This is a genomic window from Mastigocoleus testarum BC008 (genome assembly GCF_001456025.1).
Taxonomy (GTDB): Bacteria; Cyanobacteriota; Cyanobacteriia; order Cyanobacteriales; family Nostocaceae; genus Mastigocoleus; species Mastigocoleus testarum.
Window position 1 is genome coordinate 65,165 of the sequence record NZ_LMTZ01000045.1, and the last position, 22,025, is coordinate 87,189.

The window sequence follows — 22,025 nt, forward strand, 5'->3', positions numbered from 1 at the left end:
TTAACGCCATAAATCCTCAAAATCTTTTTGTTTTCAATACCTCATTTGTTACTGCGTCTAAAATCTCCCAAATTCGCTCTAACCAATCAAGATGTTCTGGTTTCATCAAACAAGAGCGCAAACAGGTAATGTACTTTTCATCCCATTCAATATCTATTTGATCTCCCTGCTGAAAAAACTCAATGGGAAGCTTAGCTAAGGCTAAATGTAAATTTTGGACTGCAGATTTTTCAAAAATTTCTTGGGATAGTAGTGAAGCTTTACTGACCTTGTCAGCTTTTGGAGCCCAGATTACTATGTCCAACTCAGGTGGGAAAGCAGTAATAAATTTATGATCGCTTTGTAGTTTTTCAAATAGATTGATTGCAGCTTGTCTAGCTTTACTCAAATCAATCGCAAATTCACCATCTCGAATCATTGGTAGTAATTTCTGAGTTGCCCATAATGCTACAGCAGCTGAGCCAGGACGGGAACATTCTAGGCTAATTTCTCCCAAATGTAATTCCTGGGAACTAAAGTAAGTGTAGGGTGAATCATGTTTATAAAATTGACCCACTGCAGGGTCTTTAAATAAAATACAGCCACAACTATAAGGCTGTAATCCGTGTTTGTGGGGATCGATAACAATAGAATCAACTTGTGAAATCGAATCAAAAATAGCGCGGGTACGATCGCTTAAGTTATCGATTAAAGTAAAATAACCGCCATAAGCTGCATCGACATGGATACGGAAATTATATTTGGACTGTAACTCAATAATTTCTGGTAATGGATCTACAGAACCTGTGGCTGTGGTACCCAGTGTAACTACAACTGTACCAATATCCTCTCCATCTAAAAGTTTTTCCAGGTTGCTCAAATTCATGCGTCCTTGGTTATCACACTTCACACTTTGAAATGGAAGACGTAGAACGTTACAAAGTCTTTGGTGGGTGTAATGTGCTTGAGAAGAAGCTACTATTTTGCTTTTTGGATGTTGCTTTAAACTTGCTACCCATAAACCTTCCAGGTTAGCCATAGTTCCACCACTACACAAATGTCCCAGGTGGATTTCCCAACCAAACATTCGAGCAATTTCCCCAACTGCTTCTTTTTCCATTACCGAGCTACTGCGTCCCCCATCAAGAGCGTGGTTGTTGGGGTTAATCCACAATGACAGCATATAAGCAAGACGGGCGATCGCTGTTGGTGGCTTGAGCATTTGTCCCACATATAAAGGATGATGGTAGGGGAAATTATCTTGCATGCGGGCTGCAACTTGGAGCAAAACAGGTTTAATTGTTTCTAGATCGGGAGTTGGATCGAGTTCGGGAAGGTCTTGGAAACCATAATCAAGTTTTTCTAAAGCTTCTTGGAGTAAGTTGAGGCTTTGTTTTTCTAAAGTCATTTATTTCTGTGTATCCAGAGTAATTCGGTATATGGGGTGAGCAAAAAATAAAGAGATTAGTAAATATTTGGAGCTAATAGAGGATTTTACTGAGGCTGCTTATAACCAGCAATTACTATCCTATATTCATAGTCATTACTACTGAAATATTATAAAAATGAATTTTTTTTAACTGCTCATCATACTGGCTAGATGATTGCGATTATTTTTGCAACAGTGTTACTCAAACAAGTCAAATTACTTATTTTAAGATTACTTGTTTTGAATTTACGGAAATGTACGCAAATTATTTTTACTGACTCATATAAATCGTATCTTGGGAAGCATAAATTATTTTTCACCTATCGTTCGAGCTAAATATTTTGGTTCGAATTTGATTTAATATATTTTCACTATATTTTATTCATCAAATTTTAAATATCTACTTTATAACTGAATGTTTGTTATACAAATTAATCATTGTAAGTTGGTAAATAATCTTAGAATATGTTATTGAAATAACAATTTCGTGACTAAATAATAATCATCTGGTATCTGTATAAAACTAGACTTTACGTCTATATGACTTCTGTTCTTTGATAAAAATTAGATTCAATTTTTGATTACATAAATGTTATGAATAACCATATACAAAATTGGCTAATATACCGTGATGCAAAATCATATAGATATTTACTCAATCTTCAAATTTTAAAATTTTTGTTTATTTTATTGTTTTTTACAATTTCTATATATGTCATGTTTTTTACGAATTCAATCAATATTATATTTTTTTGTATATTTTCCGTAATCATTTATGCTTTTTTAAGAAATAGAAAAAAAATAGAAAAATTTACATCTAAGTCAAAAGAAGTTACATACAAAGATTTAAAAGTTAAAAATGAGGGAGCAACTCAAGGCGATTTACATATAAATTTAGAAAAATTACAAAGCACAAATATCAATACAAGAATATCTGGAATTCATGCCTTAGAATCTGTCGTTCAAGATTCACCTCAACTTTATTGGCAGACAATGGAAGCTATCACCAATTACGTAAAGCAGAATTCTCCTATTCCGAAGATAAAGGATAATAAAGAAAATCTTCGGATTACCAAAGATATTCAAATTGCTCTGAATTTTCTTGGGAAAAAGAGTAGCAGTGAAAATGAAAATAATAGAATAAATCTTATAAACTGCGATTCATGTAGTAGGAATTTTGTTAATACCGATCTCAGCACAACTAAACTTACTGCGAGTAGTTTTTGGCATGCAAACCTCAGTCACACTAATCTTATCGGTGCTCAACTTGAAGGTACCAACTTTAGTAATACTGACTTTAGAGGTGCAGACCTCAGTAACGTGCAATTTGAGGGTGCAGACCTAAGCACAGCATTGCTCCAAGACGCAAATCTCAGTAATGCATTATTAGAAAATGTTAATTTTATTGGTGCCCAACTTGAAGGTACAAACCTCACTAACGCCCTAATTGAAGGTGCAGATCTGATTTGTGCCAAATTAATCCGGGCTAAACTAATTGGTGCAAACCTCAGTGGAGCAGATCTTACTTCTGCAAATCTCAAAGCGGCGCAACTTCGCGGTGCTAATCTGATTTATAGTGATTTAAGCGGTGCAAATCTGGTTACTTCTCAGTTAGAAGAAGCAGACTTGAGTGGTGCGAACCTCAGTAGCACACAATTACAAGATGCCAATCTCATTAATACCAAATTAGAAGGCTGTTACCTAATTGATGCTGACCTCAGTAACGCCCAACTACAACATGCGAACTTGAGTAACGCTCAGCTTCAAGGTGCTAACTTGAGTAACGCTAACCTTAGTAATGTAAATGTTAATAATGCCCAATTTGGTCACAACCTGGGAATTTCTGAATCTACCAAGCGCGATCTAATTAAACGTGGGGCAATTTTTACCTGAATTTAGAATTAGCTATTGTCAACTGAATTGTTCCAATAAGCATTCAGCAATTCTTTTTGCAGCTCCAGGTTTACCCATACGGCGAACACCATTTTTAGCAATAAGATGAAACTTATCAGGATCTTCTAATAGAGAACATATTTTCTTTGTGAGATCTGCTGGTTGTTCGACTAAAATTATCGACGATCCTAAATGACGACTTTGGGCTTCAGCAAAAGCAGGATTAAATTGGGGACCTTTACCGGGAATGGTAATTGCTGGTTTACCTAAACCCACAAATTGTTCTGTAGCGGTACCCGCCATGGCGATCGCTAAGTCTCCTAAATGTAAGCATTCATTATAAGCATTTTGAGTCAGTATTGTATAAGCATTTTTTTGTTTAAAGGTCAAAATATGGGAGTCGGGAATTTGGATTGGAGATTCTGTGTAGGAACGCCAACCCTGATTTTCTAAACTTTGACATACAGTATTCAGATCTAAGTTTGGTGCGATCGCGCCTAAAAATATGATTGTTTTTGAAGTATGAGTAACTAATTCAGGTTCTCGGAACCAATCCGTTAGTTCTGAGACAGCATTCATAATTACTTCCCAATTAGCATAAGCTTCGGGAGAACGGGAACCGGGAAGAAGAGTTACGATTAAAGGACGTTCCATTTCTTTGAGTTCTCCATCGCCTCGATATAAATTTTGGGTAGGAAATCTTGGTTCTAAGCCGTCCATCATCGGATTACCCACATCAAAAGCAGGAATATTTTTCCAAGTATGTAATATTTCGGTTGTCAGAGAATCTCGAGGAAACACCGCTTTACAACGGGAACGACTCATCAACCATCTTTCCCAAGGATGGTAAATAGAACCAGAAAAGTTTTCCCAACGGGCTGAACCTTTTTTAGTACGCTCGAGCAACCCAACCTCATCCCGGACGTAATATTCTGATTTTGCTGTACCAACAAAAGCATAATTGGCACCGCTAACCCAAGCAAATAATAGGGGGACAATATCCCCAACTGCTAACACTGCAGCCTTTTGACCTAGTTTTTGCTGGCTTTTAACCCATTGTCTGACTGCTTTAATTTGTTTCCAGGTTAGTTGTACTAAGCCCCCACGTACATCGCGTATTAATTGCTTATTATCCATATATATAAACCCACCAGAAGGCATAGTGCGTACCGAACCAATCAAAGGAATATCCAATTTGTGGTAGGCTTTTCCTTCTCCAACTAAAGGTAAGGCGTAAATATCTGGGGGATGGGATTGTTTTTGTAATTCTTGTAAAATCGATCCGGCAATTACATCTTCGCCATGACCATTGCTCAAAACCAATAACTGCAAGGAAGATGATGTAGTTTGTGGGTCGGAAACTAAGGGTAACGGCGATAAATCATTCATAAGAAACAAAGTTTATAAAATAAGTGTCTTTAAGGGTAAGAGGAAGAGAACGGGTATCAAAGAATCATTAAGGAAGTTAGTCTTATTCCCATTGTCTAGCCTCAAATCACTAACTCCTAATCGATCGGACTATAACTATGCGAGTTTCTTCGGCAACAATTTTTACATTGGCGACTTTAGCGGCTAGCAACATTACAACGAAAGTAAATGCTGCAACTCCGAATCATGAAGCCCAAAAAGAATCAGCTGATAGTGTTGTGGTTCCTACAACCGAAGAAACACCACCGCAGGTTGAAAATGTTGCTGCACCAGAAACGGAAGAAGTCCAACAATTTTCCCAAAATCATTCTCGGGTGGAAAGTGGAAAGAGTAACAATTTGCCAGTTATTGGGAGAATTCAGAATAAAGTTGAAGAAATTCAAAACCAAGAAGTATCTGAATCTAAGCAATCTAACAAATCAAATAAATTTAACAAATCTAGAGAAATAGATAATTCTCCTGTTGTCATTTCCTCTTCTCCAGAAATTAAAAAAAATATTTCAGATCGACAGGTTTCAGTTCAAACTACTTCAAATCAAAGCACCTCAAATCAAAGCACTTCAACTCAAAATATTTCAAATCAAAGTACTTCAACTCAAAGCATTTCAAATCAAAGCACCTCAAATCAAAGTACTTCAACTCAAAATATTTCAAATCAAAGCACTTCAACTCAAAGCATTTCAAATCAAAGTATTTCAAATCAAAATACTTCCGATAAGAATATTTCAAATATCAAGCAAACTACACAAACACCTCAAATACAGCGCGATAATACAATTCCCGACAATAATGATTTAGTAGTTCCAGCAATCGAGGTACGAGTAGTTGGTGCGACACAAGAGTTAGAAGCAATAATTCGCCAAGTCATAAAAACACAAGTTGGTGGAGATACAAACCAAAGTCAGTTACAAAAAGATGTAACAGCAATTTTGAATACTGGTTTATTTAGTAACGCCAATGTCAGCAGTGGTGAAACTGAGTTTGGTTTAAAAGTGGTATATCGAGTCGAACCTTTAATAGTTCGCTCTTTGCAGCTTTCCGGTGCGAAAGCATTGAAATATCAAGTAGCAATTGAGCCATTTAAATCCCAAATTGGTCAACCCATTAGTCCATCCACGCTAAAAAATGCCGTTAAAGAAATTAATCAATGGTATAAAGACAACGGTTACAGTTTGGCAAGAGTATTAGAAATTAAACCCAACCCCCAAGGAAGTTTAACTCTACAGGTCGCAGAAGGGGTAGTAGGTGAGATTAAATTTCAGTTTGTGAATGAGGAAGGTGAAACCGTAAGCGATCGAGGTAAAGCTGTAAAAGGTCGAACAAAACCTGATTTTTTACGACAACAGCTGCAGTTAAAGTCCGGTGCAGTTTTTCAAGATAAAGTAGTACGACAAGATTTGCAAAAACTTTATGGTTTAGGGTTATTTGAAAGTGCCAATGTAGCCTTAGATGGTGACGCAAATAAAGTTGATGTAATTTATAAACTTAAAGAACTTGGAGCCCGTTCTGTCAACTTGGGTGGTAATTTCAACGCCGATCAAGGTATCGTGGGTACCTTTACTTATCGCGACCAAAATGTTCGCGGTACCAACGATAATCTAGGAGTCAATGTCCAAGCAGGTAGACGCCATTTAGGATTTGATGCTAAATTTACTAGCCCCTATCGCTCCAGCAATCCCGATCGTTTGGGTTACAGTATTAATGCTTTTCGTCGTCGCGGACTTTCCGAAACATTTGATGATGAAATTAAACTAGTCAACGGAGACAAAGTACGCCAAGGTAAATTTGGAGCAAGCTTCCAACTGCAAAAACCAATTGATGATTGGAATGCGACCTTGGGACTAAATTACACCCGTACTAGTATTCGCGATCGCAAAGGTCGAGTTACCGCTAAAGATGAACTCAACAACCCACTAACTTTAAGTGGTACTGGTGTAGACGATTTAACAACTGTTTCCTTAAGTGCGACAAAAGACCAAAGAGATAATCTTATTAATCCTACAAAAGGCTCTGTTTTAACCCTAAGTTCCGAACAATCTATTCCTTTGGGACTAGGTAATATTTCCATGAATCGCCTGCAAGCCAATTACAGTCAGTACGTACCAGTAAAGTTATTTAAATCTGACAAAACTCAAGTTTTTGCCTTTAACGCCCAAGCAGGTACTGTAATTGGCGACTTACCACCTTATGAAACCTTCAATTTAGGTGGTTCCCACTCAGTACGCGGTTACAGTGGAGGTAAAGTTGGTAGCGGTCGCAGTTATATACTTGCTTCTGCTGAATATCGTTTTCCTCTTCCCGTTGTAAAATCCCTCGGTGGAGTAGTATTTGCTGATTTTGCATCGGATCTTGGTTCCGGAGATACTGTATTGGCAGATCCTGCAGGAGCAAGGGGTAAGCCTGGTAGTGGTTTTGGAGTTGGTGCAGGTATTAGAGTGAACTCTCCCCTAGGCTTAATTCGCGCTGATTATGGTATTACCGATCAAGGAGAAAGCCAACTACATTTTGGTTTTGGTCACAGATTCTGATATCTTATACAGATTTAAATGTTAATTTTAGATATGATTATGTGCACTTTTTTAGCGCATAATTTTTTGGCAACCGTAATAAATAATGTTGGGAAATATCTAGATTGAAAAATCATATTAAATTTATATCCGTAACAGAAAAAGCAGGTAATATGATGTCAGTCTAATTACGCATGTAATTCTAATTGCCCCGATTGAATTAATTAACAATTGAGGGTTTACATCTTAACTATCACAAACAGCAAAAATGCTGGTTTTTCAATCCTAGTTTCTGTTTCAGCAACTGATGAATCCAAAGATTAAAGTTTGATTCTGTAGGTTTTAATTCTGTAAACTTTGATTCTGTAAACTTTAATTTTGGATTTTAATCTTGGATTTTAATTTAGAATACTAGGCTTACTGGTAGCCCTCCTCTAAAATCAAATAGACTGCCTAGACTAACTTTTAAAATCAATTGCAAATCTAACACTTTAAATCACTATGCTAGTTGGTACAACCTTGCAGGGTGGAAAATATACTCTAAACCAAGAAATAGGTAAGGGTGGCTTTGGTATTACTTACAAAGCAACTCATGAATACTTAAATCAGGAGGTAGTAATAAAAACAATCAACCAAAAACTCCAAAAACATCCTGATTTTGCTAAATTTCAGCGCCAATTTCAAGATGAAGCAAGAAGACTAGCAACTTGCAGCCACCCAAACATTGTCCGGGTGAGTGATTTTTTTGTCGAAGATGGATTGCCTTACATGGTAATGGAATACATTGATGGAGAGACATTGGGAGAAGCATTTGTTCTGCCCAATATTCCTTTACCAGAAAAAACAGCAGTTCACTATATCCGGCAAATTGCTGCTGCATTACAGGTTGTACATAAAAATAATTTATTACATCGGGATATTAAACCAGATAATATTATTTTACGCCGAGAAACTCAGGAAGTAGTTTTAATTGACTTTGGTATAGCTAGAGAATTTAATAACGGCGTCAAACAGACACATACTGGCATGGTTTCCGAGGGTTATTCTCCCATCGAACAATATCTCTCCCATGCGACTCGTACCCCAGCAACAGATATTTATGGTTTGGCTGCAACTTTATATGCACTCTTAACAGGAAGTATACCGCTACCAGCCTTACTGCGGGATAGAGAAAAAATGCCCGCACCAAGGGAACTACAACCTCATTTAAGTGCAGCAGTAAATCAAGCAGTGATGCGTGGGATGGCTGTAGAAGCGAAGTTTCGTCCCCAAACGATTGATGACTGGCTAAAATTACTGCCAAGTAGCGAAAGTAGTTATGTTGCTCAACCAGTACCAACACATATGGTACAAACCATCGATTTATCTGCTAAAGTTCATCCGGAAAATTTACCCCAGCCAGAAAGGCATAGTAAACTTGCCGTTAATTATCCAGTATCAGAATCAGATCGAAATACTCGCCCCAAAGATAAAAAAAATTTATCACCTAAGGTGTTTATTTTTGCTGGAGTGGCTGTAGTTACTGCTACCACTAGTTTTGCTGTAACTAAAATGGCTTCCCAAAACCAACTACAGCCTTCTGAGTCTTTCAGCAATCCGATGATAGGAGAATCTGAAAATAATAATGAGAATAAAAATGTAACGAAATTATCAAAACCAGAAATTAAAGATTTACCAGCAAAGAAAACAAAGTCCACTACGAAGGTTACACGCAACACTAATAACCAAAGAAACTCAAAGCCAAATAGAAATTCAACAAAAACTGCAAATAGTAGCCAACAAGAGTTGCAAATTAATAAGGTTACTTCAGAAGAAGCATCAGGAAAATCGAGTTACAACAACACTACAAATACTTCATCTCAGTCAACAAATGTAAAAGCAAAAAATATCCAACCTCGTAGTTCCGAACGGTCACCAATTAAACCAAAAACATCCCCTTCCCCATCTTTAATAGAGAGACTGCGACAAATCAGAGAATCTCGTCAGTCTCCATCTGCTCGAGAAAAATCAGCATCTCCAGAAAAAAATGTGAACTCCAAGTTTCAAGCCAAACCCAAAACAACAGGTTCTAATCCTGTAGTTGTACCAACGCTACCATCAAATACTCAAACTAAATCAAACTCAGATTTTAATCCTTCCTCTGTGGAAGTACCAACAAATTAAATGCTGTTGGAAGACATATGCTTTAATATCCAGAATCTCTATCATTGCGAGTAGAATTACCATTATTCATATTCAGTGAACACCTCAAAAGTTGTTCTACTTCTGGGGATATTTGAATTGGTAACTCTCCAGAACGAATATGTACGTCTGTTTGAGGAAATGGAATTTCGATTTTATGTCTTTCTAAGGCTGCTTCTACATAGAAATTGAGGTCGCTTTTTATGTACTCTTGACTTGGAGGTCGATCTATCCAGACGAGTAATTCAAAGTTTAAAGAACTATCGCCAAATCCCTTAAAAAATACTTGTGGTTGCGGAACCTTGAGAACTTCTGAGTGTTTTGCAGCGGCTTCTAATAAAGCTGTTTTTACCAAATAAACATTAGAACTATAGGAGACCCCTACTGGTAAATGGATGCGGGAAATAGGATTACCGTGACTCCAGTTAATAACTTCTGATTCCAAGAAGCGAGAATTAGGCACAATAATAGAAACGCGATCTAAGGTGCGAATTGTCACGCTGCGAGCACCAATCTGTTCTACTGTTCCTGTATGGTCTCCTACTTTAATAAAATCCCCTACTTGAATTGGACGCTCGAAAATTAATACAATTCCACTACCAAAGTTTTTAGCAATATCTTGGAAACCAAAACCGATACCTACACCCAAAGCACTTGCCAAAATTGCTAAGGAACTTAAATCTACACCCCATATTTGGAGAAGAATAATTCCTCCAATCGCAATTATCAGGTACTTAAATACGACTGCAGCAGCTTCTTGTGCTCCCCGACTAATTCGCAATAATCGTAAAACTCGAGAGCGTAATATATTGGTAGCTGCACCTGCAACAATAAATAATCCACAAAATAAGCAAGCCAGAATCAGTATCTCGATAACCGAAGAAGACTTTCCTCCAAAAGGTAAAATCTTTGCCGTAAGGCTATACAGTATCTGGTTGGTGATATTGAAACTCCACCGGCGAGTTAATGGGAACAGGTTGCTGATGTAAAGTATTATGCCAACCCATAAAGCTGTTCGTACCAGTATCAGAGTAGATTTTAAAAGAAAATTGAATGTTTTGTACTGCTCCTCATCATTCTTACCATTAGATGATTCGTCATCGGTTGATTGATTTGAACCCAATAGTGGAGTCAATCTATTACGTGCGATTTGCCATAAACCACCCAAAAGCTTATGACACACAGCCCCTAGAACTACAATTACTGTACTTACAATTGAGGCATAACGAATAAAACTTGCACTTCTTTCTCTTCGAGCAGCATTAATTGCTCGAGTTATCTCTTGTCGCCAAAAATTAGCTTGTGCTTTACGATCTGCGTTATAAGGTGGAACAGTATCATTATTAGTAACCGTAAATAAATCTTTGCCGTTGATCGTGATTACGGGAGATCGATCTTTTGTTTCAATTTCAACTCTCGGTGCTTCTTCAGATTGAATAAATTTTTCTAGCTCCCGATTTACTTTTTTAGCCCTTTCTTTAGGTTCTAAATTCTCGCTACCCGCAAGTCTAAAAAGTTTGTTTCCATCAACGACAACAGGAGCTGTTTTATCGTTATCCAATAGAGCCGAAGCTGGGTTGGATACGAAACAAAACGAGAGCAAAAAACCAAGGAGCGCAATACTGATAAATTTGAATGTTGAATTTTTCAGGTAACTTCGGTATGGAAGCATACCAATACAACGCATCTTTCTCATATAAGCAAATAGTTGTGGAGGAGCTGATAGCAGGAAAGATAAACAATAATTTATGTTTCCCAATTGTGTAGTTTAGCGAAAATTCCTATCAGTTTTTATGTTTTATCAGCTTCAGTAGAAAAAACTACCCATTCACCAATAGAAGTTGACTTGTATAGATGTGTCTTCAAGTTTTGAAGTCTAAGGTTGAAATTTTCAAGTTAAAATACTTGACTTCCTATTGTGGAAAGACTTTTAAGAAACTTGTCAACGACCCCGCACTACTGTTTTTACTCTTGTTAATATTCCACGGACAATCCTCTTGTCCCGTGTCGTTTTTCCTCCCCGACTTATTCGGTGCAGCCACCTCGTAGGATAAAGTACGGGGTTTCCGAACTCCCGCGAGATTTTTATGAATTTCTAATATACTTCTAATGTGAATTAAATTTAGTTTTGTTATATCAAAGGTTTCAAGAATCGGCGTAAATCACATTTGTGATTATTCCCACGAATTTACGTTATTCCAGCTTCTAATTCACATAAGGTGTAACACGTAAGTTTATCCCAAAGTAGATCTGACCAGTTCTTCCGAGTGGTAATTATTGGCGATAAATTTCTTAATATTAATTTATACCAAGCATAAAGTCAGCAAGTACAAAAAACTGTAGGATAGATCGACCAAATATTCTACTCTGAAATAAAATTAGGTACAGAGTGGACTTAAGAAAGTATTAAGTCTCTGCACAATATCAATTCTATATATTGATCACATCCTCAATGGATTAAACTATATAGCAATATAGTTAATTAGTTTTTGGTCGTTATTTAAGTCTCTTTATGTGGGCTTTTCTGTTGTTAATGACGGATTGCACTTATTTTCTCTAATTGAGGTTATTAGTCAGCTTGCAATAAATACAACAAGCAATTTAAGTTTTAGTTAATACTTGAATCTCAGTATTTTTGGTTTTCAGTATTCAATGAAATACACTTACCTGACAAGAGAAAGAACTCTGTAGCATTTGGAGTCTTAGTATCGGAATATCAACCTTGGTTTAAGTTCATTACAACTTAATGAAACCTTGACAAAAAATGTCTTAACTATAATTTCATAGACTAGTACATATTTTATTTATATAGTTTTTGAAATATATGAAAATCTAAACTTGTCAATCTACCATTATAGCTTAAACATCAAATAATTTAATACCAAGTTCAATTTAAAAATACTTGTGTATTTATTAAAAATCAAGAAACTTTGTTATGAGAACTTAATGCTTCCAATATGAAATTTACCTATATTTTAACTTGAATAAGTGCAATAAGTTGCTGTATTTTTCATGCTTTATAAACTAAAGCTATATTCAGTCATAGATTATGGATATTAATTGAAAATCCTCTCTATGAGGAGGTTGTAAAGCTTTTTTTCAAAGAGAATGATTGATAATTAAAATTTTGTTAAATAATCTGTAGTTTTTTTTGAAGAAATATCCCTTAATTAATCTTGCTTATTACTCATACAGGTAAAGGACGAGAAAAATATTGATTTATATGACTAATTACTGATTTAAATTATCAAATCCAAAAAAAAATTTTAAAAGTTAAAAAAATCGTAAGTATAGTTAATTTAAGCAGTTAATTGAATAACATAGAAACAAATCAATTTAATCTGGTGTATTAGATGGAATCAGTAGAAAAACAAATTCTGACTTTGAGTTATAAATTAGATGCTCTCTGTCAAAAAATTGAAGTACTCGATCAAAAACTTTCTCAAGTTATATCTAGTTGTGATTCAGAACGAAAACAATCAATACAAAACCTGTGGGAAAACATCGATGTTGAAAACTATCAATCGAGCGTACGCTTCAACACAGAGCCAGAACTGGAACACAAGGACATATTGAGTGATGGTATTTATCCTGAAGGAAATCTAGATGGTGGAGAAAAGCAGTTAACCCCAGAGATTCAAATTCAACGGCTAACAGCCCAATTAACTGCTGCATATAATCGTATTGCAGCTTTAGAAGAGCAGCTATTACTCAAGAGGATTAAATCTTGAAGCGCAGCAACAGCATATATTTTTCCTAGAAATCTAAAGTATTTATCTGTAAGTAAGACAAGAGAAAACTCATTTTTTCTTTGCCACCATAAAGATAGTGAGCGATTACAAGTAAATTTAGTTAAAAGGACTTTACAAAAAAAACATAATTCTAAGCTCCATAGTTTTCAAACCAGAGATCCTATAGGAATAAAGATGGTAAACCCAATATGCTAGTCACTTCTTAACATTTGACAGTCAATCTGGTGCAGCCGAAATGGCAAATATCTATAAAGCAAGTTGCTAGATGCATTGGACATGGGGTGATAGATCCCAGTCTCTGGCGTTTGAATTTTAATTCGTTTAATTTGAGCTCAAAGGATTTATGTGTCTCATTTAGGTCGTCAGACTCTCTTTTGACCGCAAACAAAAAATAGGATTTGACAGACAGATATTTCCCAATAAAATGCTGCATCAGCAAAGCGAACAATGATTGAAGCAACAAGCCTAAAAGATTATTTCTGCTAAAAGCCTAAATTCTACCCCAGAGGAGTGTAAGACAGGCGCAGACTTTAGCAGAGTATCTTTATCTTGGAGATATTGGAAATCCAAAGTGTGAGAGATTGTAAATTAGCGATTGTTCGAGGGAGGACTGTAGTAACGTTCAAGTTGTCCTTCTATAGCTTGCAAAAATTGCTTCTGTTGCCAATCATGACTTAGAGAAGCAGCAATACAAAGACCTCCAGCACCTACACCTTCTTTAACAAAACCTTGTTCATAAATTTGCAGTTGAGAATAGCGAGAATTAGTAAAATAGAGTTGAGTTGCAAGTAGTACTGGGGTTTGTTCTCTGAAGTTTTTTTCTTTAATAGTTTTTTCAGTAGTTTCTTCAGTAAATTTACGTTGGTGTTTACGTTGGTGTTCGCGAAGGAATTTATATTCGTGAGAACCAATTTGTTTTGCTAATTCAACGGTTCCTCCTGTGGGGTCTTCTGCAACCCAACGTGTTGTACCTACTACTACTTGTTTGGATTCCCAATTAAGATTATTTTCGTGAGCGATCGCGCTCGCTAAAGCATAAACAGCCAGCATTTGTGTACCTCCTGCTAGCAACACGCCACAGTTACGACTAGCAGCAATTGTCATTCCCGCAACAAAAACCTGCATGGGGTCGCCAACCGCAGCAATTAATTGTAATGGGCGATGAACGATATCAGTACGGAAGTCAGAGAATTGTCTTCCTGGGAATATTCTCTGATTCATCATCTCCAAACCTGTTTGCACTAGCTGTAATTTTTGTTCGTGATTACAGACTGGATGACTGCTGTTTACCTTGCCAGCGGCATTAATACCCAAAGCTGTTAAGATAGCTAGTGCCGTGGTAGTACCACCAACAACACATTCACCAATAATCAAGTACCTGTTGTGAATTTGTTTGCTTAGGCGTTCTCCCCAAAGTAAACCTCTTTCTAGTAAATGCTGTACCTTGGATAGTTCCATTGCATTTCCCTGACTCAAGCATCTTGCTGGTACGCCACCCACATCAATTACCGGTACTGGGGGGGGTTGAGGTAATCCTGTATTAAATACATGAAGTGGTATATTTAGTGATTCTATTATTGCCCTGGAAATAATTGTGGGAGAAGCTCCTGCGATTAAGGGCGGTAAAGGGTATTTAGGTTGATGGTTTGCACCATAATATAAAAATTCAGCATCTGCACAAGCAGTATATTTTCGATTTTCTGGAGTTTTACCCGCAGCAGAAATACCAGGAATTAAGGCAGTTTCTGTAAATCCTAAAACACAAGCAAAAGTAGGCTGACAGTCCCTGTATTGTTGCAGCCATTTTTTAGCTTGTTCTGTTTGAGTATAAATACGAATCACTGGTAATTAAAGATTCTTATTTTTCCTCCCCTACCCGTTCCTTATTTATTAATTACTCATAATCCATGAGTATTTGCACCCAACGAGGTGGACGGGGTATAGAATTTCCCAGACGGTCAAAAAGCAACCAAGCAGCAATATGCACTACAAATAAGTACACAAGGTTACTGGTCATAATTAGTCCCATAACTCCAATTTGAATCATTAATTCTGAAGGAGTTGCTAAAATACCAAGTTTCAAAAACAACCATTCCAGTAAATTTGTTACCTGGGATATGGTGTAGACCCACAGGTCTTGACCAGCTAAAACGGATAGCAGCCACAAACGAAAAAAGGTTCCCAAGGCTCCCAACATTGCACCGAGAGGAATAGAAACGCTCCAAGGTACGCGACGATTCCAAGTAACCCCTAGCAGGACCCCCATTAAGCCATAAGGGATAACGAACAATAAGCTACGGGTCGGTCCCATTAAAACCAACAGCAGCAACCCGGAAACCACTGCCGAAATCCACGAAGCTCGCTTACCCCAACGGAGATAAACTAGGGCAATTGGTAAGGGAAAAAACATCCGCAATAGCCCCAAAGGAATGTAGTAGTTGAGATACCAAATCAAGCTGGAGGTACTAGCTAAGAAGGCAGTTTCTACCATCCGCAACGGGGCTCCAACGGATAATTGCGGTTGAATCAGGTTGCTTGGTTGGTTTAGGTTTTTATTCAAATTTATTTGTGACTGCAGATAATCTCCGGAGGACGATCCCCTGGAATTACCTTCGGTTTCATCTGGCAGAGAATCCGAAATGCTCATATCCGAACAATTGTTACACTATGATTTTTTCCAAGGTTGATGTATCAAGAATCAAATTAAAATCATAATTCTGTTCGATCAACCCTTTCTTTTGTAACTTAGTTAAAGCCTGTGTAACTGTTTCTCGTATCAAACTGTTCGAATCTCATTTGTCATTTTTCATTTATTACCTCAACTTACCACCTTAATTTGTGACCTCAAAAATAATTGCTACACGATCATTTTTTCTAGTGCTGATATGTTGGGAATGCAGATGAAGTCATGATCCCGCTTAATCAAACCTTTCTTTTCTAACCTGGTTAAGACTCGTGTAACTGTTTCCCGCGCCAAGCCACTCAAACTACTTAATTCCCGATGGGGTAAATTCGGAATTTCAGTTCCTGATGTTCCTTGTTTACCCTGACCCTCGGCTAAAAATAGTAATGTATCTGCAACTCGCGACTGACTATCAGACTCTCGCAAGCGCAATCTCCGATTAACTTGGCGCAAACGTCTTGCCATCAACTGCGATAACCTCACTCCAGCAAGGGGTTCTGTGTGCAGTAATGTGACAAAATCCTGGGATGGCATACTGCCAATAACCGTTGGTGTAAGAGTTATCACGTCAGTAGAACGGGGCACTTCATCGAGTGCAGCCATTTCACCAAATAATTCTCCCTTACCTAAAATATTAAGGGTTACTTCTCTGCCTTCTAAGTTGTAAGTACGAATTTTGACATATCCATCCACAATAAAATATACTGAGCCGCCCCAATCATTTTCCAATAAAATTACTTGGTTCGATGGATGAGTGCGACTAACAAGATGTATGAGTGCTGGTCCTATTACTTCCTCTGATAGTCCTTCAAAGAAAGGAGCATGACGAATCCAAGAGTCATCCATTACGGCGTCTTTACTAAAGCTGCAATATACACAACAAACAAAAAAACTACTTTCAGCCTAAGCTATCAAAGCACAGCATTCTCCAAATAGAAAGCTAAACTATGTTACACAACTTTCACAAACAAGGTATTTTTTCCAATACTCAAAAATATTTACTTATGGGTTTAAACTGAGTAAATGTTTTACATCAACCCATATTTAACAAAACGTATCCAATCGGTTAAAATATTGTGCCTCATCTAGTAGACGGACTAAGTGCTGCACGGCATAATACTGTTTTTGATATCCTATTTCCGACATGAAAGTTATAACAAAGCAAAAATTAGGATCCTCAAAGGGGATTAAACCTTTATTATCACAGTGTTTACGCCCCGGACGACCTGTATCAGCAGAAATCATCCATTATGTTTGCTTTTGGTATCTATTAGGACATAAGTTTTGTCTTTTTCCCTTGAAACTTAATATGAATAATTGGTTTACTTCCGTTATCTTGTACTAAAGAAAATACATGTTTAAGTGATTCGTAACATAAATACATAAAGTTTACATTCCTCAGAGTAATTAATTTTTGCAAAATAAAGACTTGACAACAGTTGCGATCTAATATTCTCAACTGTGTGTCGAGAACTTGAAATTAACTTTTGCTGTATCCCCGGAAATGGTTGTGATCCAAAAGAAAGTTAAGGCATATAAACAGAATCATCGGCAACTAAATGAACGCGTTCAACTTGATCGTTTTACCTGTAGTAGTCGTTAAAGGTCGTAATTGCTAAAGTAATTTCCACATCCTCAGACGTAAAGTTCAAAAAACGGTATACCACTGTGACTTCCCGCACAACCGAAATCCAAAGGCTGATTGCAGATATTGAAGGTTTACTTGCCCATAAAGGCAAGCGCTTACATCGAGTTCTGGCTCAAGAGCAGGACGCACGAGAAATTTTAGAAAAAATCCGTGCTTTTCTTGTCAATTTACAAGAAAGCAATGCTGTTAGAAGCCTGGGAGAATCTGATGGCGAGCAACAGCTATCTCCATTGCTAGCAAGGTTTGTCAATCAAAGCGGTCAACTATCTCCTGGAGAGGAAGCCCAAAGCTCAGGCGAGTTGGGAATATCGCCAAGGACAGAGTTGAGAACTTTGCTCGAGCCATTAAAGCTAGAAATGCAAACCTTGTTACAAGAAAGGGCTAAGCTGGTCGAGGAAATTAGGCATTTAGAGCAAAAACGATTACAAAACTACTCGTTAGCGCAGCAAGTTGCAAATCAAGAAAGAATGATTTCCGAATTTTTGCAGGTGCTGATGAATCGTGTTCGCCCAGGTGTTAATTATAAAGCGGATGCACCACAACAAGATTTCGGTAGACAAGTAGGACAAGAAGTAGAACAAAAAGCTTTACCTGAGTTCGGTGCTGCTAGTTCCTCTACGGCTAGCAGCGACTTAAATCCAGAAGCGTTGATAGTTTCATCTGCTCCGGCTTTATCAGATTCTCTCGATCAGTTACAGCAGCTAACAAGACTTACTGGCGATTTAGACCATCGCTTGTTAGCGCTAGATAGCACCGTCAACGCGGTGTTTAACGCTTTAGAGCGTAATATTCTCACCTACCATGATTCGTTGTCTCAATCACTCTCCAGAATGCATTCTAAAGGAGTGCAAGGTGAGACATTACTGACCAATTTAATTGATAATTTAAGTCAGCATCTGCGCTCTGATAATACCATTCAAAATGCGTCTCAAAACGAAACTAAACTTGAAGATCGCAATAATTTTACAAATGTAGATTCTTTGGTTTCGCCAACTGAAGATATTCAATCATCTACTTTGATGACGGGTAATGATACTGATGCAGGTATTGTTGATAGTACAGATTCTATACCAGACTTAGATTCGATACTTTTAAATCTAGATAAAGCAAAAAATGATACTTTAGAGCCTTCTTCGGTTAATAATATACATGAAAATTCGGTAAGTTTGGACTTTGAAGATACCCAAACTGCACAATATGAGCCACAAGATAAGCCACAAAATCAGATATCTGCAAGTAATGATGTTGATGAACTATATGCCAGTTTATTTGGTCCTGGTGACATAGTTGATACTGCTGAGAATGTTAATTCACAAGATAGTACCCGAACACTGGATAATATTACAGATGAAGAGCGCAGGATAGAAGGTACTAATTTTGACTCCTACACTGTCCCTGGAACTGATACTTCTTCTCGTGAAACTGCTGCGGTAAGTGGTGAAGAAAAAGATAGTAAAGCAATCACAGAAACAAATCTTAATATTTCTGATGGGCAAAATGTTGCCGATATAACAGAACGATTAACAGTAGAAGCTAATTTGCTAGCCTCTACACCTAAAATTGAGTTACCGGTTGAACCCGAGGAAACATTCCTGGATTTGGATTCTGATACGGAAGAAAATATTCCTTCATTAAGTATAGAATCTGCCATATCCACCACAGATTCAGAGGAGTATGAAAGTCAAAATACGGTTAAGACTCTCCCGGACATTGTTACCGCTGAAGAAGTCATGGAGGATATGTGGAATACATTTCCCTTGGAAGAAAATATAGGTACTGAGGCAGAAGAGACTAAGGAAAGTGCGGAAAGTATTGTCACAGAGGATAATGTAAATAATGACACTCTTAGGTCTGATGCTTCTTTTAAGTCTGATATAATTCCAGACTCAAGCCAAGTTCCTGAATCGGAAGCAGTTCCAGGAAGGGAAAATATTCCCAACGGTGGCGATACGATCGCAGCTTTGACAGATTTATTGCCAGAACTAGGTATTCAAGGGGATATGTTTGAGGTGGAAACTTTCACTCAAGACCAAAGTATACAGAAGCAAGAAGGTCAAGATCCCCTTGATTCAGTACACCCAGCAGAAAATCAAAATCAAGAACAAACTTCATCAAGCATTTCAGAAGAAGCGGAGAAATCAGATGACTATCTTCCTGCTTCACCAGAAGAGGATTTGCTAACACAAGAACAAGCTGCAATTGATAGATCGAATCTTGAAATTTCCTTAAATTCCGAACAGCGACAACAATTAAATTGGGATTTAAATAATTTTGATGCGGAGCAAGCTCCACAGCCTCAATTAGAAAATCACGCTGAAAGTAATACTCCTCTGAGCACAAGTGCAAAGGATCTACCCAAATTAGAAATTTCTGCTTGGGAAACACCTCCTGGATATTCTGACTCAGATTCAGACTCAAAACCTACAGAGAAGTGCGCTGATACTCAGTTAGATTTAAGCCCGACTCTAGGACTTACGGAGGAAATTTCAACCCAGAACATTACTATTAGCAATACTCAAAGCAGTGATTTACAAGCCAATGATTTATCTTCCGCTACAGGAAATATAGATCCGGCTCAAGTGGATGATAAGATCAGAAATTCAGTTTGGTACTTGGGAGTCGATCTGGGTACTACTGGTATTTCTGCTGTACTATTAAATCGCTCGACCCAAGAAGTTTATCCTTTATATTGGTCCGCTCCAAACCAACCCCCACTAAATTCCGTTCAACGTTCTTTCCGCTTACCAGCTGAAGTTTACTTACCCTCCTCAACGGTTGCTTCCGAACAAACTTCAGTCAGTTCTCTAGACGAAGCTGCTGAGAAACAACCTAGATCGCCAGCCTTTGATCGCAATCTATTTTCAGCCTACTTAAAACCTTATTTACAGGTCGCTTTACCTTACAAAAACCATTCCGAAATTTCTTTGAATAAAGGGCGACAAAAATGGGAACCTCTATTACAACTCAATGAACTGTCTACCATTCCTCTAGTTTGGGTTGTGCGATCGCTCTCAAAATTATTGTTAACTTTTAAGTCTGATCGTAAAAGTACAACTTTGGGCTTAACTGCAGCAGCAGATGGTTTACCCTCTGAAACTTTTGATGTAGTCATCAATAATCTTGCTGGTGTTATCTGTACCTGTCCGTCTAATTCTTCGGAACAATATCGCTTCAATGTTCGAGAAGCTTTACTTACAAGTAAACTTGTACAACACCCCCAACAAGTATTTTTTGTAGAAGAAGCCGTTGCTGGTTTACTAAGTGAATTAGATGGTGCAAGGGGTGAAACAGTTAAATTTAAGGGTTCTAAACGCTCTTTGTTCCCCAAAAGCAATTCCCAAAGTTTTATTGGTAACACTTTGATCGTTAATATTGGGGCTAGTGCGACAGAAATGGGACTTGTTGATATACCCCAAAACTTACATGAATTAACTCATAGCAAGTTCATGTTGCATAATTTCTTCTATGCAGGAAAAGCGATCGAGCAAGATATTGTTTGTCAGTTGCTAGTTCCGGAAAAATGGCGGGAATCTCGTTTTAGCAAGCCAGAAAGTGCAAGCACCCAAAGTAATACTTCATGGAAACCATCGGTTCCTGGATTAGAGCAAATGCGCTTATCTAGTTTAGGACTGGATAAGTTGGAGTTACCGCGTCCTGGAGAAGCGGATATCAAAGCTCGGATTCGTTTGCAACAACGATTAGAAAGTTCTGTATTAGGACAAGCGATACTTAACGCTGCTGGTGCTTTAAAATTAATTTTGCAACAACAAGAATCTTTTCAGATTGAACTAGCAGATCAAAGATGGGTTTTACAGCGTAGGGATTTAGAATCTCAGGTATTTGTTCCTTTTGTTAGACGTTTGAATCGGGAAATTAATCGATTGCTCGTAGCTCGTGGAATTCCGACAGAAGCTGTTGACCAAGCAATTCTAACTGGTGGTGTTGCTTCATTGGGTTCTGTAAGTCGCTGGTTGCGCCAAAAACTTCCCAATGCCAAAATTATCCAAGATTCCTATCTTGGTGAAGATAATACTCCTAGATGTACGCGTGTAGCCTACGGTTTAGCTTTATTAACCTTACATCCCCAAGTATTGGAAATTCCCAGACAACAATACACCGATTATTTTCTGTTTACAGAATTATTGCAGTTACTACCCCAACGAGCGGTATCATTTGGCGAATTAATTCAGTTATTTGAAGGTCGTGGAATTAATACTCGTAGTTGTCAGCAACGTTTATTAGCTTTTCTTGAAGGTGAATTACCCCAAGGTTTGATACCTGAAGCTGAGAATTCTCAATGGATTACCCATGGTTCTTTAGAAAACCCTTATTACAAAGCAATTGCAAATGCACCTTTGTTTGAAAAACAAGGTAGTCTTACCTATCGTCCAAATTTAGGACAGTTGGAGCGTTTACGTCGCTACTTAGATGTAATTCAAGCAAGTACTCAGCAATCCTTAAAAGAACCTTACACTGTGAATTTTGTTGTGGGTGTGCAAAAGGAATGAGTAACAAGTAATAAGTA

12 protein-coding genes are annotated in these 22,025 nt (G+C 37.5%); 5 read left to right on the top strand and 7 right to left on the bottom strand.

Annotation, left to right across the window (positions count from 1 at the left end):
• Nucleotides 1-16 precede the first annotated feature (16 nt).
• Nucleotides 17-1,387: a pyridoxal phosphate-dependent decarboxylase family protein gene (locus BC008_RS08655; protein WP_027841987.1), complete on the bottom strand. Its 1,371-nt coding sequence runs from the start codon at nucleotides 1,385-1,387 to the stop codon at nucleotides 17-19.
• Between the two features lie 738 nt (nucleotides 1,388-2,125).
• Between BC008_RS08655 and BC008_RS08660 the strand changes: the two genes are divergently transcribed.
• A complete protein-coding gene (locus BC008_RS08660; protein ID WP_161938092.1) occupies nucleotides 2,126-3,301 on the top strand; it encodes a pentapeptide repeat-containing protein in 1,176 nt (391 codons plus the stop codon).
• Nucleotides 3,302-3,319: 18 nt separating this feature from the next.
• On the opposite strand, the gene BC008_RS08665 is transcribed toward BC008_RS08660, so the two are convergent.
• On the bottom strand, nucleotides 3,320-4,690 hold the full coding sequence (locus BC008_RS08665; protein ID WP_027841986.1) for a lipid-A-disaccharide synthase-related protein: 1,371 nt from the start codon (nucleotides 4,688-4,690) through the stop codon (nucleotides 3,320-3,322).
• Between the two features lie 137 nt (nucleotides 4,691-4,827).
• Here BC008_RS08665 and BC008_RS08670 point away from each other — a divergent pair, with 137 nt between their 5' ends.
• Both BC008_RS08670 and BC008_RS08675 read left to right on the top strand, forming a co-directional pair.
• Nucleotides 4,828-7,257: a BamA/TamA family outer membrane protein gene (locus tag BC008_RS08670; RefSeq protein WP_082650516.1), complete on the top strand. Its 2,430-nt coding sequence runs from the start codon at nucleotides 4,828-4,830 to the stop codon at nucleotides 7,255-7,257.
• Nucleotides 7,258-7,737: 480 nt separating this feature from the next.
• Nucleotides 7,738-9,399, top strand: coding sequence for a serine/threonine protein kinase (locus BC008_RS08675; RefSeq protein ID WP_036266278.1), 1,662 nt, complete (start codon nucleotides 7,738-7,740; stop codon nucleotides 9,397-9,399).
• Nucleotides 9,400-9,421: 22 nt separating this feature from the next.
• On the opposite strand, the gene BC008_RS08680 is transcribed toward BC008_RS08675, so the two are convergent.
• Nucleotides 9,422-10,978, bottom strand: a complete 1,557-nt coding sequence (locus BC008_RS08680) for a mechanosensitive ion channel family protein (RefSeq protein WP_235595829.1) — start codon at nucleotides 10,976-10,978, stop codon at nucleotides 9,422-9,424.
• Nucleotides 10,979-12,770: 1,792 nt separating this feature from the next.
• On the opposite strand from BC008_RS08680, the gene BC008_RS08685 reads away from it, so the two are divergent.
• Complete coding sequence (locus BC008_RS08685; protein WP_027844369.1) at nucleotides 12,771-13,148, top strand: hypothetical protein; 378 nt, start codon at nucleotides 12,771-12,773, stop codon at nucleotides 13,146-13,148.
• A 609-nt stretch (nucleotides 13,149-13,757) separates the two neighbouring features.
• Here BC008_RS08685 and cobT read toward each other — a convergent pair.
• From cobT to BC008_RS08700, 4 genes are all read right to left on the bottom strand, one after another.
• The gene (cobT, locus tag BC008_RS08690; protein ID WP_027844368.1) at nucleotides 13,758-15,011 is read right to left on the bottom strand and encodes a nicotinate mononucleotide-dependent phosphoribosyltransferase CobT; all 1,254 of its coding nucleotides are present in this window, start codon (nucleotides 15,009-15,011) and stop codon (nucleotides 13,758-13,760) included.
• 52 nt (nucleotides 15,012-15,063) lie between these two features.
• On the bottom strand, nucleotides 15,064-15,816 hold the full coding sequence (locus tag BC008_RS08695; protein WP_027844367.1) for a DUF2232 domain-containing protein: 753 nt from the start codon (nucleotides 15,814-15,816) through the stop codon (nucleotides 15,064-15,066).
• A gap of 13 nt (nucleotides 15,817-15,829) precedes the next feature.
• The gene (locus BC008_RS52640; RefSeq protein ID WP_072207703.1) at nucleotides 15,830-15,949 is read right to left on the bottom strand and encodes a helix-turn-helix domain-containing protein; all 120 of its coding nucleotides are present in this window, start codon (nucleotides 15,947-15,949) and stop codon (nucleotides 15,830-15,832) included.
• A gap of 77 nt (nucleotides 15,950-16,026) precedes the next feature.
• A complete protein-coding gene (locus BC008_RS08700; protein ID WP_027844366.1) occupies nucleotides 16,027-16,698 on the bottom strand; it encodes a Crp/Fnr family transcriptional regulator in 672 nt (223 codons plus the stop codon).
• Between the two features lie 822 nt (nucleotides 16,699-17,520).
• On the opposite strand from BC008_RS08700, the gene BC008_RS08705 reads away from it, so the two are divergent.
• Complete coding sequence (locus BC008_RS08705; protein WP_027844365.1) at nucleotides 17,521-22,008, top strand: acetate and sugar kinases/Hsc70/actin family protein; 4,488 nt, start codon at nucleotides 17,521-17,523, stop codon at nucleotides 22,006-22,008.
• Nucleotides 22,009-22,025 lie beyond the last annotated feature (17 nt).